Consider the following 17,112-nt stretch of genomic DNA (forward strand, 5'->3'; position numbering starts at 1 on the left):
ATGAGCAACCGCCGCACGGCCACCTCCCAACGGGCCCGATCCCGTACGGGCCCATCCTCCCGCACCACCCCGTCCCCCGCACCCAGAACGCCCGCCACGACGCCCCGACGGCCCCCGCACGGCAAGGAGCCCCGGGCCGGTGCTCGACGCACCACCCGGGGCTCCCGCCACACTCACATGCTCACGTGCACTCAAGCGGCTACGACGTTCACCGCTTCCACGGGTGCCTTGATGGTCACCCGCTCCGGTCCCGTGACCGAGGCCACGGAGACGGAATTGAGCATCGGGCGCACCGGTGCCGGCACCGGTTCGCTTGCAGCCGCCGACTGCGCAAGCTCGGCCAGCGACAGCTCGTCGCTGACTTCGCGCATCAGCTCGGACATCCGTACGTCCAGCGCGTCGCAGATCGCGGAGAGCAGCTCGGAGGATGCCTCCTTCTGCCCCCGCTCCACCTCGGAGAGATAGCCGAGCGAAACTCGGGCGGACGAGGAGACTTCGCGCAGAGTACGGCCCTGGCGCTGGCGCTGCCGACGCAGCACGTCACCCAGCAGGCGACGGAGCAGAATCATCGGTGGCTCCCTCCTCTGACCGTGTAGCCGTAACCTTCACGCCCCACCGTACCGCCTCGCGCCGCGGCCGTGCGGGGAGCGATGTCGTGTTCACTCAGGGCTGCAAACATCAAATCCCCCCGTTCTGTTCCGTATCCTGCCCCCGCAGATTCTCGCGGAGTTCGCTCGACAACAGTTCGAGCACAGTCCGTGCACTCTCCCTACGAATTTCCGTACGGGAGCCGTTCAACCGCAGCCGGGCCGTTTTCCTGCCCCCCGGACCTGCCACGGCAATGAAAACCGTGCCCACCGGCTGCCCGTCCTGAGGGTCCGGGCCGGCCACTCCGGTGGTCGCGATTCCCCACGAAGCGCCCATCACGCGCCGTACCCCGTCGGCCATCTCCTGCGCGACCTGCGCGTTCACCGCGCCTTCGGCCGCCAGGAGCCCCGCGTCCACCCCGAGGACGCGGTGCTTGAGCTCCGTGGCGTACGCCGTGACCGAGCCGCGGAAGGAGCGGGAGGCGCCCGGCACCGCCGTGAGCTCGGCCGCGACCATGCCTCCGGTCAGCGACTCCGCCACGGCGACCGTCTGGTCACTCTCCGCGAGCAGCCGCAGCACGTCCTCGGCCGGCCCCGCGGCGCCCTCCGCCGCCCGCGCGGCCTCCGGCGCGTCCCCCGACCCGTACGTCACTTCGAGGCCCGCTCCGCGGCAAGTCCAGCCCGACGCATGCCGACGGCCTGTCGGATGTAATCCAAACCGGTGACGACGGTCAGCACGACGGCGACGGCCATCACCCAGAACCGCAGGGTCGCGAGCGGTCCGGTGAGCGCGAGGACGTACATGCCCACCGCCGTGCCCTGGGCGAGGGTCTTCAGCTTGCCGCCCCGGCTGGCCGGGATCACTCCGTAGCGGATGACCCAGAAGCGCATCAGCGTGATCCCGAGCTCGCGCCCGAGGATCACTCCGGTCACCCACCAGGGCAGGTCACCCAGCCAGGAGAGACAGATGAGCGCCGAGCCCATGATCGCCTTGTCGGCGATGGGGTCGGCGATCTTCCCGAAGTCGGTGACCAGGTTGTAGGTCCGCGCGAGGTGCCCGTCGAAGATGTCCGTGATCATGGCGACGGCGAAAGCCGCCCACGCCCACGCCCGCCAAACGGGGTCGTAGCCCCCGTCGGCGAGCAGCAGCATGACGAATCCCGGCACCAGGACGAGCCGGATCATCGTCAGGATGTTGGCGATGTTCCACAGGCTGGCCTGGTTGACGGCCGCAGTCCCGAGCTTGGTGCCGGGCGCGGGCCGGCGGCCGGTCCCGCCCGCCGCCGATGCCGGGACTCCGGTCATCCGGCCGCCTCCTCAAATTCCATGCCCAGGGGCTCGGCCACCAGGTCGACGCCGAGGCTGCCGACCACCTTTGCCGTGACGATACGCCCGGGAACCAGTCCCGTGCCGTCGGTGAAGACGACCTGGCCGTCGGTCTCGGGAGCCTGGTGGGCGGCGCGCCCGTAGGCGCCCTCGCCCTCCTCGGCCTCGTCCAGCGGTACGACCGTCTCGACGAGCACCTCCAGGGTCTCCCCGATCCGCTCCTCCGCGCGCTGCGAGGTGAGCTCCTCGGCGAGGCGCTGCATGTGGGCGAGGCGCTCGGCGATGGTCTCCGCGTCCAGCTTCCCGTCGTACGTGACGGCCTCGGTGCCGTCCTCGTCCGAGTAGCCGAAGACGCCGATGGCGTCGAGGCGGGCGTTGGTGAGGAAACGCTCCAGCTCGGCGAAGTCCGATTCCTTCTCGCCGGGGAAGCCGACGATGAAGTTGGACCGCACACCGGCCTGCGGGGCCTTGGAGCGGATGGTGTCCAGCAGCTCCAGGAAGCGGTCGGTGTCCCCGAAGCGGCGCATGGCGCGCAGCACGTCGGGGGCCGAGTGCTGGAAGGACAGGTCGAAGTACGGGACGACCTTGGGGGTCGAGGTGAGTACGTCGATCAGGCCGGGCCGCATCTCGGCCGGCTGGAGGTAGCTGACGCGGACGCGCTCGATGCCGTCGACGGCGGCGAGTTCCGGCAGCAGGGTCTCCAGCAGTCGGATGTCGCCGAGGTCCTTGCCGTACGAGGTGTTGTTCTCGGAGACCAGCATGACCTCCTTGACGCCCTGCTCGGCCAGCCAGCGCGTCTCGCCGAGCACGTCGCTGGGGCGGCGGGAGATGAAGGAGCCGCGGAAGGACGGGATGGCGCAGAAGGAGCAGCGGCGGTCGCAGCCGGAGGCCAGCTTCACCGAGGCCACCGGGCTCTTGTCGAGCCGGCGGCGCAGGGGCGCGCGCGGACCGGAGGCGGGGGCGAGGCCGTCGGGCAGGTCGGCCGGGGCGGCCTCGGGCTCCTGCGCGTGCCCGGGCAGGGCCACGGCGGCGTCCTGGCGCTCCGCCGGGCTGATCGGCAGCAGCTTGCGCCGGTCGCGCGGGGTGTGGGAGGCGTGGACGCCACCGTTGAGGATGGTCTGGAGGCGGTCGGAGATGTCGGCGTAGTCGTCGAAGCCGAGGACTCCGTCGGCCTCGGGGAGCGCTTCGGCGAGTTCCTTGCCGTAGCGCTCGGCCATACAGCCGACGGCGACCACGGCCTGGGTCCTGCCGTGGTCCTTCAGATCGTTCGCTTCGAGCAGGGCGTCTACGGAGTCCTTCTTCGCGGCTTCGACGAAGCCGCAGGTGTTGACGACGGCTACGTCCGCGTCGGCGGCGTCCTGGACGAGCTCCCAGCCATCCGCCGCCAAGCGGCCTGCGAGCTCCTCCGAGTCCACCTCGTTACGGGCGCAGCCAAGAGTGACAAGGGCGACGGTACGGCGTTCGGGCATGGACTCAAGACTACTTCGTCCCGACCCCGGCCCCCGCCCCACGTCCCGCCACGACAAGATCCCCGGGGCCGGCGGCGGCTGCCGCGCGACGTCCCGGGGATCTGGAATTTCTTGTTCCGCGCTGGTCAGCCCGCCTGGGCCTGGCCCTGACGCGGATCTTCCTTGGTGTAGGTGAGACGTTCCACCTGACCCGGCTGGAAGCTGTCCTTGATCTCCTTGCCGTTCACGAACAGGTTCACGGCCCCGGCGTCACCGAGCACGAGGTCGATCGACTCCTTGTCCGTGAAGGTCTTCGACTCGCCCTGCGTGAGGGTTCCGTCGAACAGCAGTCGCCCGCTGTGGTCCTTCGCGGAGATCCAGCTCTCGCCCTCGCTGGCCGTCAGGACCACGGTGACGAGGTCCTTGGGGGCAGCGGCGATCGCGCTGTCCGACGGTGACGGCTTGGGCGCCGGCGGGGTCTGCTGGGGCTGGACGGCGGGCTTGCCCGCCGTCTGCTTGGGTGCGGGCTGCGGGGAGGCGGAACCTTCCGCCTGCGGCCGCTTGCTCTGGGCGTCGCCACCGCTGAAGGCGGTGAAGCCGACGAAGCCGATCACGGCGACGATGGCGGCGACCATGGCGGCGGTCCAATTGGGCCGCTGCCGCTCGGGACGGATCCGCTCGGCCTCGAACATGGGCGCGGCGGGGGTGGGTGCCGGCCGACCGCCGTGGGCCGCGTCGTAGCTGTCGATCAGGGGTGCCGGATCGAGGTGCACGGCGCGGGCGAGCGTACGGATGTGGCCGCGGGCGTAGACGTCGCCGCCGCAGCGCGTGAAGTCGTCCTCCTCGATCGCGTGCACGATCGGGATGCGCACGCGGGTGGTGGAGCTGACCTCGTCGACGGTGAGCCCGGCGGCGATCCGGGCCTTCTTGAGGGCCGTCCCGATGGACGGCTCTTCGACGGAACGTTCGACGATGCGGTCCTCGGACCGGTCGTCGGTCGAAGGACGCTCTTCTTCGGGGGAGTTGGAGTTGCCGATGGACACGAGGGCGCCTTTCGAGCGTGTAGCCACCTGCTGGCTTACCAGTCTAGGGGGGTGACGAAAGGGTGGGGCAACCGGAGGGTCCTCTTCCTACGCCATCCGAATGGCTTCGGGAGGACCCCCGTCGTCTCCTCAACTTGACGCACGCCCAAGGGAAACGGTTGCCCGCCGATCCCATACGGTCGAGTGAGCCGGACGGACCCCGTTCTACGGCGTGTCCTGCCCCCGGATCACGGCGAGTACGCCGTCCAGCTCATCCGGTTTGAGCAGGACGTCGCGCGCCTTGGACCCCTCGCTCGGGCCGACGATCCCCCGCGACTCCATCAGGTCCATGAGCCGCCCCGCCTTGGCGAAGCCGACGCGCAGCTTGCGCTGGAGCATCGAGGTGGAGCCGAACTGGGTGGAGACGACGAGTTCCGCGGCCTGGCACAGCAGGTCGAGGTCGTCGCCGATCTCCTCGTCGATCTCCTTCTTCTGCTTCTGCCCGACGGTCACGTCGTCCCGGAAGACGGGCGCCATCTGGTCCTTGCAGTGCTGGACGATCCCGGCGATCTCGTCCTCGGTGACGAACGCGCCCTGGAGGCGGACCGGCTTGTTCGCGCCCATCGGCAGGAACAGTCCGTCACCCTTGCCGATCAACTTCTCGGCGCCCGGCTGGTCCAGGATGACGCGGCTGTCGGCGAGCGAGGACGTGGCGAAGGCGAGTCGGGACGGCACGTTGGCCTTGATCAGACCCGTCACCACGTCCACGGAGGGCCGCTGCGTGGCGAGCACCAGGTGGATGCCCGCCGCGCGGGCGAGCTGGGTGATGCGGACGATCGAGTCCTCCACGTCGCGCGGGGCCACCATCATCAGGTCGGCGAGCTCGTCGACGATCACCAGCAGGTACGGGTACGGGCTGAGCTCGCGCTCGCTGCCCGGCGGCAATTTGATCTTGCCGTCCCGGATCGCCTGGTTGAAGTCGTCGATGTGCCGGTAACCGAAGGCGGCCAGGTCGTCGTAGCGCAGGTCCATCTCGCGCACCACCCACTGCAGGGCCTCGGCGGCCCGCTTCGGGTTGGTGATGATCGGCGTGATCAGGTGCGGGATGCCCTCGTACGCGGTCAGCTCGACGCGCTTGGGGTCGACGAGCACCATCCGGACGTCCTCCGGGGTGGCCCGCACCATCACCGAGGTGATCAGGCAGTTGATGCAGGACGACTTGCCGGAGCCCGTGGCGCCGGCGACCAGTACGTGCGGCATCTTCGCGAGGTTGGCCATGACGTAGCCGCCCTCGACGTCCTTGCCGAGCGCGACCAGCATCGGGTGGTCGTCCTCGGCGGCGTCCGCGAGGCGCAGCACGTCCCCCAGGTTCACCATCTCGCGGTCGGTGTTCGGGATCTCGATGCCGACCGCCGACTTGCCGGGGATCGGGCTGATGATCCGTACGTCCGGGGAGGCCACGGCGTAGGCGATGTTCTTCGCCAGGGCCGTGATCCGCTCCACCTTCACCGCGGCGCCGAGGGTGACCTCGTAGCGGGTGACCGTCGGGCCCCGGGTGAAGCCGGTGACCTTGGCGTCGACCTTGAACTCGGTGAACACGTTGGACAGCGAGGCCACGACCGCGTCGTTCGCGGCGCTGCGGGTCTTGCCCGGGCCGCCCCGCTCCAGCAGGTCCAGCGAGGGCAGCGCGTACGTGATGTCCCCGCGCAGCTGGAGCTGCTCGGCGCGCGACGGCAGCGGCTGGGCCTCGGGCGCGGCCTTCGTCAGGTCCGGCACGGACAGCGTCCCGGAAGCGGCGGCGGTGCGCTCGTTCGGCGGATCGGCGGCGACGGGCGCGGCCTGGGGCGGCGTGGACGGCGGCGGCGTGGACGGGGCGGGCGGCGCGACGACGGTCCGCTCGTCCCGGGCGGGCGGCACCGGGGCGGTGATCTCCGCGCCCTCCGGCCCGGCGGAGATGCCCTGCGTGAGGTCGGCGACGAGTGGGGACGGGGGCAGCCCCCCGTAGACGACCCCGTCCAGCGCGGCGGCGGCCGCCGCCGCCACGTCGACGGCGTCCATCTCCCGCTCCCCCGGCCGGCCGGCGCTGCGCCGCGGCCGGCGCCGGCGGGCCAACGCGGCCTCCTCGGCGGCGTCCGCCGGGTCCCCGTGACCTGCGGGGTCCCCGGCGCGGGCCCGCCACTGCTCGGCGTCGTGCCGGTCGCGCCCGCCCTGCGGAGCTGCCCCCTCCGCCTCCCCGTACCCCTCGTCGTACTCGTTCGGCGCGATGATGCCGAGCCGGATGCCGAGGCGGCGCAGCCGCTGCGGAATCGCGTTGACCGGTGTCGCGGTGACCACGAGCAGCCCGAAGACGGTGAGCAGCACCAGCATGGGGACGGCCAGCGGCGCGCCCATGGTGAAGATGAGCGGCTTGGACGCGGCCCAGCCGACGAGCCCGCCCGCGTTCTGCATCGCGGTCGTGCCCTCGTCGCGGCCGGGCGCCCCGCAGGCGATGTGCACCAGCCCGAGCACGCCGACGACGAGCGCCGTCAGGCCGACGCCGATGCGCCCGTTGGCATCGGTCTGTTCCGGATGGCGGATGAAACGTACCGCCATGACGCCGAGCAGGATCGGCACGAGCAGGTCCAGACGTCCGAAGGCCCCGGTGACCAGCATGGTGACCAGGTCCCCGACGGGTCCGCTCAGGTTCGACCAGGTCCCCGCGGCCACGATCAGCGCCAAGCCCAGCAGCAGCAGCGCGAGCCCGTCCTTGCGGTGGGCCGGGTCGAGGTTCTTGGCGCCGCGACCGACCCCGCGGAAGACCGCGCCGACCGCGTGCGCCAGACCGAGCCAGCATGCGCGCACCAGGCGCAGCACGCCCCCGGTCGGGGACGGCGCCGGCTTGGCGGCGACCTTCCTCACCGGGGCGCGCCTGGCCGCAGCGGCCTTCTTCGCGGGGGGCTTGCGCGCGGGCGCGGACTTCTTCGCCGGCGCCGTCGTACGGCCGGTGCGGCCCTTCGCGGTGCCCGCACTGCTCGGGGAACCCTTGCCGGACGTACTTGAGGCCATGGGCCGAGGTTACCGGTGCGCACGCCGGTGGACACGCGTGCCCACCCCTTCACCCGTTCGTGTCGCCGGGTCCGTACGCACTTTGACGCTCCGACAGACCTGACGGCCGCCCAGCGCACGTGCCGAAGAACATCGTTGCGCGAAGCCGCCCGCGCTCGGGGCGGTGGACGGCCGCCCCGACCGGGGCGGCTCCGTCCGCTCAGCCCTGGGCGGGGAGCACGGCGGTCGGCCCGCCGGTGCCCGGCTCCAGCGCGTCGAGCGCGCGCCGCAGTCCGGTCAGCTTTCGTTCCAGATGGGCGGCGGTCGCCACGACCGCGCCGTCGGCCGAATCCTCGCCGAGTTGCTTGGTCAGCGCCTCCGCCTGTTCCTCGACCGCCGCGAGCCGCGCGGAGAGCTCGGCCAGCAGGCCCGCCGTCTCCTTGCTGCCGTCCGCACCGTTGGAGCCGCCGCCCTCCAGTTGGAGCCGCAGCAGCGCCGCCTGCTCCCTCAGCTGGCAGTTCTTGGTGTAGAGCTCCACGAACACCGAGACCTTGGCGCGCAGCACCCACGGGTCGAACGGCTTCGAGATGTAGTCGACCGCACCCGCCGCGTAACCGCGGAACGTGTGGTGCGGACCGTGGTTGATCGCGGTCAGGAAGATGATCGGGATGTCCCGGGTCCGCTCCCGCCGCTTGATGTGCGCGGCGGTTTCGAATCCGTCCATGCCCGGCATCTGCACATCCAGCAGGATGACCGCGAAATCGTCCGTCAGCAGCGCCTTGAGCGCTTCCTCCCCCGACGACGCCCGGACCAGTGTCTGATCGAGCGCGGAGAGGATGGCCTCCAGCGCCAGCAGATTCTCCGGCCGGTCGTCGACCAGGAGGATCTTGGCCTTCTGCACCATGCCCTGTCCTCCTCGCCCCGGCATGGGGCCTCCCCGGCTCCGGGCGCCGGCCTGTGTGCCGGGCCCCGCCCCAGAGAACGGCATCCCTGAGCCGTCCGTCCTTGTGCCGGTCATCGTAGCCCCAGTCCCGAGATCGCCACACCCTGTCACCAAGATGTCACTGTGCACGAAGCGGAAACGTGAGGGGAGGGGAGAAGGTTCCCCTTCGCCCCGCCCGGCACGCGTCCGCCTGAAGGTCGGTGATCACTCGTCGCGCATGTGCTGCTCCATCACCGACAACAGGTAATCGGGCTCGACGGGCTTGGTGACGTAGTCGGACGCCCCGGAGTCGATGGCCTTCTCCCGATCGCCCTTCATCGCCTTCGCCGTCAGCGCGATGATCGGGAGCCCCGCGAACTGCGGCATCCTGCGGATCGCCGACGTCGTCGCGTACCCGTCCATCTCCGGCATCATGATGTCCATCAACACGAGCGCCACGTCGTCGTGCTGCTCCAGGACCTCGATCCCCTCCCGCCCGTTCTCGGCGTAGAGCACCGCCAGCCCGTGCTGCTCCAGCACGCTGGTCAACGCGAAGACGTTGCGCACGTCGTCATCGACGATGAGCACCCGCTCGCCGTGGAAGTCGTACGTCCGCGGCGGCGTCGGCAGCGGCTCCTCCACGTCCCACGCGCCCCCGTCCGCCTGCCCGGGCACCTCGCCGCGCGCCGGCGCCTCCGGCTGCGCCTTGCGACGCCGCCGGAACAGCGCCGACGACCCCTGACCGGCCGGCTCCGGCGCGGGCAGCGCGGCCCGCACGGGAGCGGCGGACAGCGGCGTCGGCGCGTACGGCACCGGCTCGGGCCGCGCCTCCTCGACCGCCCTGCGGTACTCCCCGCGAGCGCCGCCCGGCGTGGGCGGGGCGTACCCCTGCGGGGGCAGCTCGCTCGGGTGGAGCGGCAGGTACAGGGTGAAGGTCGATCCCCGGCCGGGCTCGCTGGCCGCGTGGATCTCCCCGCCCAGCAGTCGGGCGATCTCCCGACTGATGGACAGCCCGAGGCCCGTGCCGCCGTACTTGCGGCTCGTCGTACCGTCCGCCTGCTTGAACGCCTCGAAGATCACCAGCATCTTGCTCGCCGCGATCCCGATCCCGGTGTCGGTCACCGAGAAGGCGATGAGGTCGGCGTCCGCCTCGCGCAGCGATCCGGCTTCCAGCAACTGTTCGCGGATCGCGGTCGGCACGTCGCCGCCGGCCGGTCGGATGACCAGCTCCACCGCCCCGGTGTCGGTGAACTTCACCGCGTTCGACAGCAGGTTGCGCAGCACCTGCAGGAGCCGCTGCTCGTCGGTGTGCAGGGTCGCCGGCAGCTCCGGGGACACCCGTACCGAGAAGTCCAGGCCCTTCTCCGCGGTCAGCGGCCGGAAGGTGGCCTCCACGTAGTCCACGAGCTGGACCAGCGCGATCCGCGTCGGCGAGACGTCCATCTTGCCCGCCTCCACCTTCGACAGGTCGAGGATGTCGTTGATCAGCTGGAGCAGGTCCGAACCCGCCCCGTGGATGGTCTCCGCGAACTCCACCTGCTTCGGGGAGAGGTTCTCGTCCGCGTTGTCGGCGAGCAGCTTGGCCAGGATCAGCAGCGAGTTGAGCGGGGTCCGCAGCTCGTGGGACATGTTCGCCAGGAACTCGCTCTTGTAGCGCATCGAGACCGCGAGCTGCTCGGCGCGCTCCTCCAGGACCTGCCGGGCCTCCTCGATCTCGGTGTTCTTCACCTCGATGTCCCGGTTCTGCTGTGCCAACAGCTCGGCCTTCTCCTCCAGTTCCGCGTTCGCGGCCTGGAGGGCCTTCTGCCGGTTCTCCAACTCGTCGGAGCGCTCCCGCAGCTGCTCGGTCATCTCCTGCGACTGCTTGAGCAGCATCTCCGTCTTGGAGTTGACGGAGATGGTGTTGACGCTCGTGCCGATCATCTCGGCGATCTGGCTGAGGAAGTCCTTCTGGATCTGCGTGAACGGCTGGAAGGCGGCCAGCTCGATGACGCCGAGCACCTTCCCCTCGAAGAGCACCGGCAGCACGATCACGTGCGCCGGAGGTGCCTCGCCGAGCCCCGAGGAGATCTTGAGGTATCCCGGCGGGGTGTTCTCGACGAGGATCGTCCGCTTCTCCTCGGCGACCGCCCCGATCAGCCCCTCCCCGGGCCGGAACGAGATGGGCATCTGACCACCGGCGTACGCGTAACTCCCGCGCATCCGCAGCTCGTACGAGCCCTCCGCGCCGCCGTCCGTCCCGATCTCGGTGGTGCCGCCGGTCGGCAGCGCCAGGAAGAAGGCACCGTGCTGGGCGGAAACCACCGGGGTCAGCTCGCTCATGATCAGCGAGGCCACGTCGTCCAGTTCCCGGCGACCCTGCATAAGGGCCGAAATCCGGGCCAGATTGCCCTTGAGCCAGTCCTGCTCCTTGTTGGCCAAGGTGGTGTCGCGGAGATTCACGATCATCGTGTTGATGTTGTCCTGGAGGACCTGGATCTCCCCCGCCGCGTCCACGTCGACCTTCAGGCTCAGGTCGCCACGGGTCACCGCGGTGGCGACGGCCGCGATGGCGCGCACCTGCCGGGTCAGGTTCCCGGCCATCTCGTTCACGGACTCGGTGAGGTCGCGCCAGGTGCCGTCCACGTCCCGCACCCGGGCCTGACCGCCCAGGATGCCCTCGGTACCCACCTCGCGGGCGACCCGGGTCACCTGGTCGGCGAAGGAGGACAGCTGGTCGACCATCGTGTTGATCGTGGTCTTGAGCTCCAGGATCTCGCCGCGCGCGTCGATGTCGATCTTCTTGGTCATGTCGCCCTTGGCGATGGCGGTCGTGACCATGGCGATCTGCCGCACCTGCCCGGTGAGGTTGGAGGCCATGAAGTTCACCGAGTCGGTGAGGTCCTTCCACGTCCCCGAGACCCCGGGCACGTGCGCCTGCCCGCCGAGCCGGCCCTCCGTACCCACCTCGCGGGCCACCCGCGTGACCTCGTCCGCGAACGAGGACAAGGTCTTCACCATCGTGTTCACGGTGTCGGCGAGCTGCGCGACCTCGCCGCGCGCCTCGACGGTGACCTTCTTCGTCAGATCGCCGTTGGCGACCGCCGCCGAGACCTGCGCGATCCCCCGCACCTGCGCCGTCAGGTTCCCGGCCATGGTGTTGACGTTGTCGCTGAGGTCCTTCCAGATGCCGGTCACCCCGCGGACCCGGGCCTGACCGCCGAGGATGCCCTCGGTACCCACCTCACGGGCCACCCGGGTCACCTGCTCCGCGAAGGAGGACAGCTGGTCCACCATCGTGTTCACGGTGGTGACGAGTTCGAGGATCTCGCCCTTGGCGTCGACCGTGATCTTCTTCGAGAGGTCGCCCATGGCCACCGCCGTGGTCACCTCGGCGATGTTGCGCACCTGCGACGTCAGGTTGTTGGCCATGAAGTTGACGGACTGCGTGAGGTCCTTCCAGGTTCCGGAGACCCCCTTCACCTCAGCCTGACCGCCGAGAATGCCCTCCGTACCCACCTCGCGGGCCACGCGGGTCACCTGCTCGGCGAAGTTCGAGAGCTGGTCGACCATCGTGTTGAGGGTGTTCTTCAGCTCCAGGATCTCGCCCCGGGCGTCCACGTCGATCTTCTGCGACAGATCACCGCGCGCCACCGCAGTCGCGACCTGGGCGATGTTGCGCACCTGCGAGGTCAGGTTCCCGGCCATGCCGTTCACCGAATCGGTCAGATCGCGCCAGACCCCGGCCACCCCGGGCACCTGCGCCTGCCCGCCGAGCCGGCCGTCCGTACCCACCTCGCGGGCCACCCGCGTCACCTGCTCGGCGAACGCCGAGAGCTGGTCGACCATCGTGTTGATGGTGTTCTTCAGCTCCAGGATCTCGCCCCGGGCGTCCACGTCGATCTTCTGCGACAGGTCGCCCCGCGCGACCGCCGTCGTCACCTGCGCGATCTGGCGCACCTGCGACGTCAGGTTCCCGGCCATGAAGTTGACCGAGTCGGTGAGTTCCTTCCAGGTTCCGGAGACCCCCTCGACCCGCGCCTGACCGCCGAGTCGACCCTCCGTACCCACGTCCCGCGCCATCCGCGTCACCTGGTCGGCGAAGGACGACAGCTGGTCGACCATCGTGTTCACGGTGTTCTTCAGCTGGAGCATCTCGCCGGAGACGTCCACGGTGACCTTCTGCGACAGATCGCCGTTCGCCACCGCGGTCGTCACCTGCGCGATGTTGCGGACCTGCCCGGTCAGGTTGCGGAAGGCGGTGTTCACCGAATCGGTGAGGTCCTTCCACGTCCCCGCCGCACCCGGCACCTGCGCCTGACCGCCCAGCTCACCCTCGACGCCGACCTCACGGGCCACACGCGTCACTTCGGCACCGAAGGACTGGAGCTGGTCGACCATCGTGTTGACGGTGTTCTTCAGCTCCAGCATCTCGCCGGCCACGTTGACGGTGACCTTCTGCGACAGATCGCCGTTCGCCACCGCGGTCGTCACCTGCGCGATGTCCCGCACCTGCGTGGTCAGGTTCCGGAAGACCGTGTTCACCGAATCGGTGAGGTCCTTCCACGTCCCCGCCGCACCCGGCACCTGCGCCTGACCACCGAGCAGCCCCTTGGCGCCGACCTCGCTGGCCACGCGCGTGACCTCGTCCGCGAACGTACGCAGCGTCTCGGTCATCTGGTTGATCGTTTCGGCCAGCTGCGCCACCTCGCCGCGCGCGCTGACCCGCACCTTCTGCGACAGGTCACCGTTCGCGACGGCCGTCGTGACCTGCGCGATCCCGCGCACCTGGGCCGTCAGGTTGCCCGCCATGGTGTTGACGGAGTCGGTCAGGTCCTTCCACACGCCCGCGACGCCGGGCACCTTCGCCTGACCGCCGAGCTCGCCCTCCGTGCCCACCTCGCGGGCCACCCGGGTCACCTCGGACGAGAACGACGACAGCTGGTCCACCATCGTGTTCACGGTGTTCTTCAGCTGGAGCATCTCGCCGGCCACGTGCACCGTGACCTTGCGCGACAGATCGCCCTTGGCCACCGCCGTCGTCACGAGAGCAATGTCACGCACCTGGGCGGTGAGCCGGTACGCCATCGTGTTGACGGAGTCGGTCAGGTCCTTCCAAGAACCGGACATTCCGCGCACCTGCGCCTGCCCGCCGAGCTTGCCCTCGGTACCCACCTCCAGCGCCACGCGCGTCACCTCGTCGGTGAACGCGGACAGCTGGTCGACGAGGTTGTTGACCGTACGACCGACCTTGAGGAACTCCCCGCGCAGCGGGTGCCCGGCCCCCTCCGAGGCCTGCGTGCGCAAGTCCATCCGCTGGTCCAGATCGCCCTCGGCGACCGCGGACAGCACCCGACCCACTTCGGAAACCGGCCGGGCGAGATCGTCCACCAACTGGTTGGAGGCATCGATCGCGGCCGCCCACGAACCCTCGCAGGCACCTGTTTCCAGCCGTTCGCTCAGCTTGCCCTCACGGCCCACCATCCGCCGGACCCTGGACAGTTCACCGGTCAGGTGGAGGTTGCGGTCGGCAACCTCGTTGTAGACGGCGGCGATCTCCGCCATCACACCGTCGCCGGAAACCGTCAGCCGCTTGCGGAAGTTTCCGTCCCGCATCGACACCAGGGCCGTGAGCAGCCGGTTCAGAGCGGCGGTATCGACTTCCGTCGTACCTCCGCGCCGGGACCGGCCCCCCTTGGGGCGCGTTCCCGCACGCCGCACCGCTGCTCCAGACTCCACCGTGTCCCTCCCGAAAGGGTCGACCACTGTTCCACCGGACATCCGACTATCCAAAATCCGGCTCTCCAAGCCTGCCCAGTGTTTCACCCCGGCCGAACCCGGCCATAACACTCCGGCACCATCGCACACCGGCCGTACCCTGCGGGTGGAATCCCCCACGACGGCCTCCTTGCCACCGCGAAGGTAAGTAACCTGGCATCCGATGTCCCACCGCGTCGAAGGAGACTTGTGATCACGGCACGGGCGGCTGCCAGTTTCGACCCCCAAGGGCGCTCGGTCGCCGCTGCCCGCGCGTTCGTCCGCGACACCCTGCAGGGCTGGGGATTCGCGGACATCGTCGACGACGCCGTGGTCCTCACGAGCGAGCTCGTCACCAACGCCGTCGTCCACGCGGGGACCCGGGCCGAGGTCCTGTGCCTGCGCGCCGACGACGGCGTACGCGTCGAGGTCGCCGACCGGTATCCGGAGCGCGAGCTGCCGCTCTCCCACCCCGGGGAACGCCCCTACGCCGATCCCGACCGCGAGAGCGGCCGCGGCCTGATGTTGTGCGCCGCCCTCGCCACCCGCTGGGGCGTCGAGTACACGGCCACCCACAAGCACGTCTGGTTCCGTCTGGACCTGCCGGACCGTCCGGTCGGTACCCGCTCCGCGGGACCCGTCGTACCGGACCAGTTCCTGCCTCTGGCCGACAGCCGGGTCCGCGTCGCCGTCATCCAGGTCGACGCCTCGGACTCCGTCGCTGCCTGGAACGAGGACGCCGAGCACATCTTCGGGCACCCCGCCGAGAAGGCCGTGGGCCGCCCGCTCGCCGAACTCGCCGCCTGGCCGCAGACCCCCGGCACCGGCACCGGCATCGCCGAGGCCCTGCGCCTGTCCCGCTGGGAGGGCAGCTACGGCGTCCGCGGCGCCGACGGCCGGGTCATCCCCGTGTACGCCTCCCACCTGCGGGTCCGCGACGCCCACGGCGAACCCTCCATCGTCTGCCTCCTCGTCCACGACGACGAGCGCGCCCTGCTCCAGACCCCCGTACGCGTCCCCACCGACGGGGGCCACCCCGGCGAGGGCCGCCCGGTCGACCCCTTCGAGGTCTTCATCGGCTCCCCCGCCCCGGACGACCTGGAGAGCCTGCTCCAACGCACCGTGGAGCGGGCCCGCGACATGCTCGACGCCGACGCCGCCTTCCTGTTGCTGGCCACGGACGACGAGACGGAGCTGGAGGTCCGCGCGACCACCGGACTGCCCTCGACCCGCCAGCGGTTCGCCCGGGTTCCCGTCGAAGCGGGCACCAACCGGTACGGCTCGGCCCGCATGCCCGCCGTCCACGACGACCTCGCGGCCGTCCCCGGAGCCGTACCGCTCCTGGAGTCGACGGGCATGCGCTCGGCCGTCACGGTCCCCCTCAAGGTCGAGGGCCGTCTCACCGGCTCCCTCGGCATCGCCGCCGAGAGCCCCGGCCGCTACACCAACGAGGAGGCCCTGCGCCTCCAGTTCGCCGCCGATCGCATCGCGCTCGCCGTGGAGTCCGCCCGCCTCGGCGAGCTGGAGCGCCTGCGCCGCGGCTCCCTGTCCTTCCTCGTGGAGGCCTCCGACCTGCTCGCCGGCACCCTCGACCGGGACCAGACGCTGGCCCTCATGGCCCAGATGACCGTCCCGACCCTCGCCACCTGGTGCGCCGTCTACACGATCGCCGACCAGGCCTCGGACCCGTACCTCGCCTACGTCCTCCACGAGGACGAGGACAACATCGACGGCCTGAAGGCCCTGCTGTCGCGGGTCAGCCCGCCCGAACCGGTCCGCGAGGCCGGCGCCCGCCCGTGGGCGGCGGCGGCCACCGCGGTCGGCGGCGATTCCGTCGTCCTGCCCCTGCTGGCACGCAACCGCGTCATCGGCATGCTCACCCTGGGCAAGCCCCGCGAGGAGCACTTCCGCCAGGAGATCCTCGAACTGGCCGACGACCTCTCCCGCAGGGCGGCACTGGCCCTGGACAACGCCCGGCTGTACTCCGAGCGCACCGCCATCAGCCGTTCCCTCCAGCGCAGCCTCCTGCCGCCCGGCTCCCCGGCCATCCCGGGGATGGAGGTGGAGGTCATCTACCGCGCCGCCGGCGAGGGCAACGAGGTCGGCGGCGACTTCTACGACGTCTTCCCGATCCGCGACGGCGTGTACGGCTTCGCCATCGGGGACGTCTGCGGTACGGGCCCGGAGGCGGCGGCCGTCACCGGCCTGGCCCGGCACGCCCTGCGTCTGCTGGCCCGCGAGGGCCTCGGCGGCCCGGCCGTCCTGGAGCGCCTCAACGCGGCCATCCTCGACGAGGGCGCCCGCAGCCGGTTCCTCACCCTCCTCTACGGCGAGCTCCACCCCCAGCCGGACGGCGGCGCCCTGATGAAGGTCGTCTGCGCCGGCCACCCGCTCCCGCTGCGCCTGCGCCCGGACGGCGAGGTCACCTCGGCCGCGGAACCGCAGCCACTGCTGGGCGTCATCGAGGAATTGGACCTCTACGAGCAGACGCTGACCCTGGAGCCGGGCGACGTCCTTCTCTGCGTCACTGACGGCGTGACGGAACGCCGCGAGGGCAGCCGCATGCTCGGCGACGACGGCCTCGCCGAGGTCCTGACCACCTGTACGGGCCTCACGGCCGGCGCGGTCGCCTCCCGCGTCCTGCGCGCGGTGGAACGCTTCGCGGCGGAACCCGCCTCCGACGACATGGCCATCCTCGCCTTCCGCGTCCCCCACCAGCGCGAAGGCGCCTGACCACACCCTTGACGCCCTGCCCGGAGACCGTGATCAGCGAACTCCGAGCAGGGCATCGGCACAACCCTCGACTCCGCATCAAAAAGCACCCGGAACGCAAAAAAGGCCCCCGCCTGAGGCGGGAGCCTATTTTGTCTTACCTGAGCCCTTTAACGGAATCGAACCGTTGACCTTCTCCTTACCATGGAGACGCTCTACCGACTGAGCTAAAAGGGCGGGTTGTTCGGCGGCGTCCTACTCTCCCACAGGGTCCCCCCTGCAGTACCATCGGCGCTGAAAGGCTTAGCTTCCGGGTTCGGAATGTAAACCGGGCG

General features: G+C 70.5%; 9 protein-coding genes, 1 tRNA gene and 1 rRNA gene. 1 reads left to right on the top strand and 10 read right to left on the bottom strand.

The annotated features are described in order from the left end of the window. Positions 1–191 precede the first annotated feature (191 nt). The 8 genes from ACFY0I_RS19125 to ACFY0I_RS19160 all read right to left on the bottom strand — a co-directional run bounded on the left by ACFY0I_RS19125 (position 192) and on the right by ACFY0I_RS19160 (position 14,089). Positions 192–569, bottom strand: coding sequence for a helix-turn-helix domain-containing protein (locus tag ACFY0I_RS19125; protein ID WP_281208997.1), 378 nt, complete (start codon positions 567–569; stop codon positions 192–194). Between the two features lie 109 nt (positions 570–678). After that, on the bottom strand, positions 679–1,167 hold the full coding sequence (locus ACFY0I_RS19130) for a CinA family protein (RefSeq protein ID WP_388896853.1): 489 nt from the start codon (positions 1,165–1,167) through the stop codon (positions 679–681). A 68-nt stretch (positions 1,168–1,235) separates the two neighbouring features. After that, positions 1,236–1,892 (bottom strand): CDP-diacylglycerol--glycerol-3-phosphate 3-phosphatidyltransferase, encoded by a 657-nt coding sequence (gene pgsA / locus ACFY0I_RS19135; RefSeq protein WP_388896855.1) that lies wholly within the window; start codon positions 1,890–1,892, stop codon positions 1,236–1,238. Next, positions 1,889–3,382, bottom strand: a complete 1,494-nt coding sequence (rimO, locus tag ACFY0I_RS19140) for a 30S ribosomal protein S12 methylthiotransferase RimO (RefSeq protein WP_388896858.1) — start codon at positions 3,380–3,382, stop codon at positions 1,889–1,891. The genes pgsA and rimO overlap by 4 nt, the downstream gene beginning before the upstream one ends. A gap of 125 nt (positions 3,383–3,507) precedes the next feature. Continuing rightward, positions 3,508–4,404, bottom strand: a complete 897-nt coding sequence (locus ACFY0I_RS19145) for a helix-turn-helix domain-containing protein (protein WP_388896861.1) — start codon at positions 4,402–4,404, stop codon at positions 3,508–3,510. A 204-nt stretch (positions 4,405–4,608) separates the two neighbouring features. After that, the gene (locus ACFY0I_RS19150; RefSeq protein WP_388896864.1) at positions 4,609–7,428 is read right to left on the bottom strand and encodes a DNA translocase FtsK; all 2,820 of its coding nucleotides are present in this window, start codon (positions 7,426–7,428) and stop codon (positions 4,609–4,611) included. Between the two features lie 199 nt (positions 7,429–7,627). Then, entirely contained in the window at positions 7,628–8,311 is a 684-nt protein-coding gene (locus ACFY0I_RS19155) for a two-component system response regulator (protein ID WP_388896867.1), read from the bottom strand. 243 nt (positions 8,312–8,554) lie between these two features. After that, positions 8,555–14,089 (bottom strand): HAMP domain-containing protein, encoded by a 5,535-nt coding sequence (locus ACFY0I_RS19160; RefSeq protein WP_388896870.1) that lies wholly within the window; start codon positions 14,087–14,089, stop codon positions 8,555–8,557. Positions 14,090–14,275: 186 nt separating this feature from the next. On the opposite strand from ACFY0I_RS19160, the gene ACFY0I_RS19165 reads away from it, so the two are divergent. Next, entirely contained in the window at positions 14,276–16,798 is a 2,523-nt protein-coding gene (locus tag ACFY0I_RS19165) for a SpoIIE family protein phosphatase (protein WP_388896873.1), read from the top strand. 143 nt (positions 16,799–16,941) lie between these two features. On the opposite strand, the gene ACFY0I_RS19170 is transcribed toward ACFY0I_RS19165, so the two are convergent. Together ACFY0I_RS19170 and rrf are read right to left on the bottom strand one after the other, a co-directional pair. Further along, positions 16,942–17,014 (bottom strand) — tRNA-Thr (locus ACFY0I_RS19170). A 5-nt stretch (positions 17,015–17,019) separates the two neighbouring features. Next, positions 17,020–17,112 (bottom strand): 5S ribosomal RNA (rrf, locus tag ACFY0I_RS19175); the annotation flags it as partial.

Source organism: Streptomyces sp. NPDC001568, assembly GCF_042893755.1.
GTDB lineage: Bacteria > Actinomycetota > Actinomycetes > Streptomycetales > Streptomycetaceae > Streptomyces.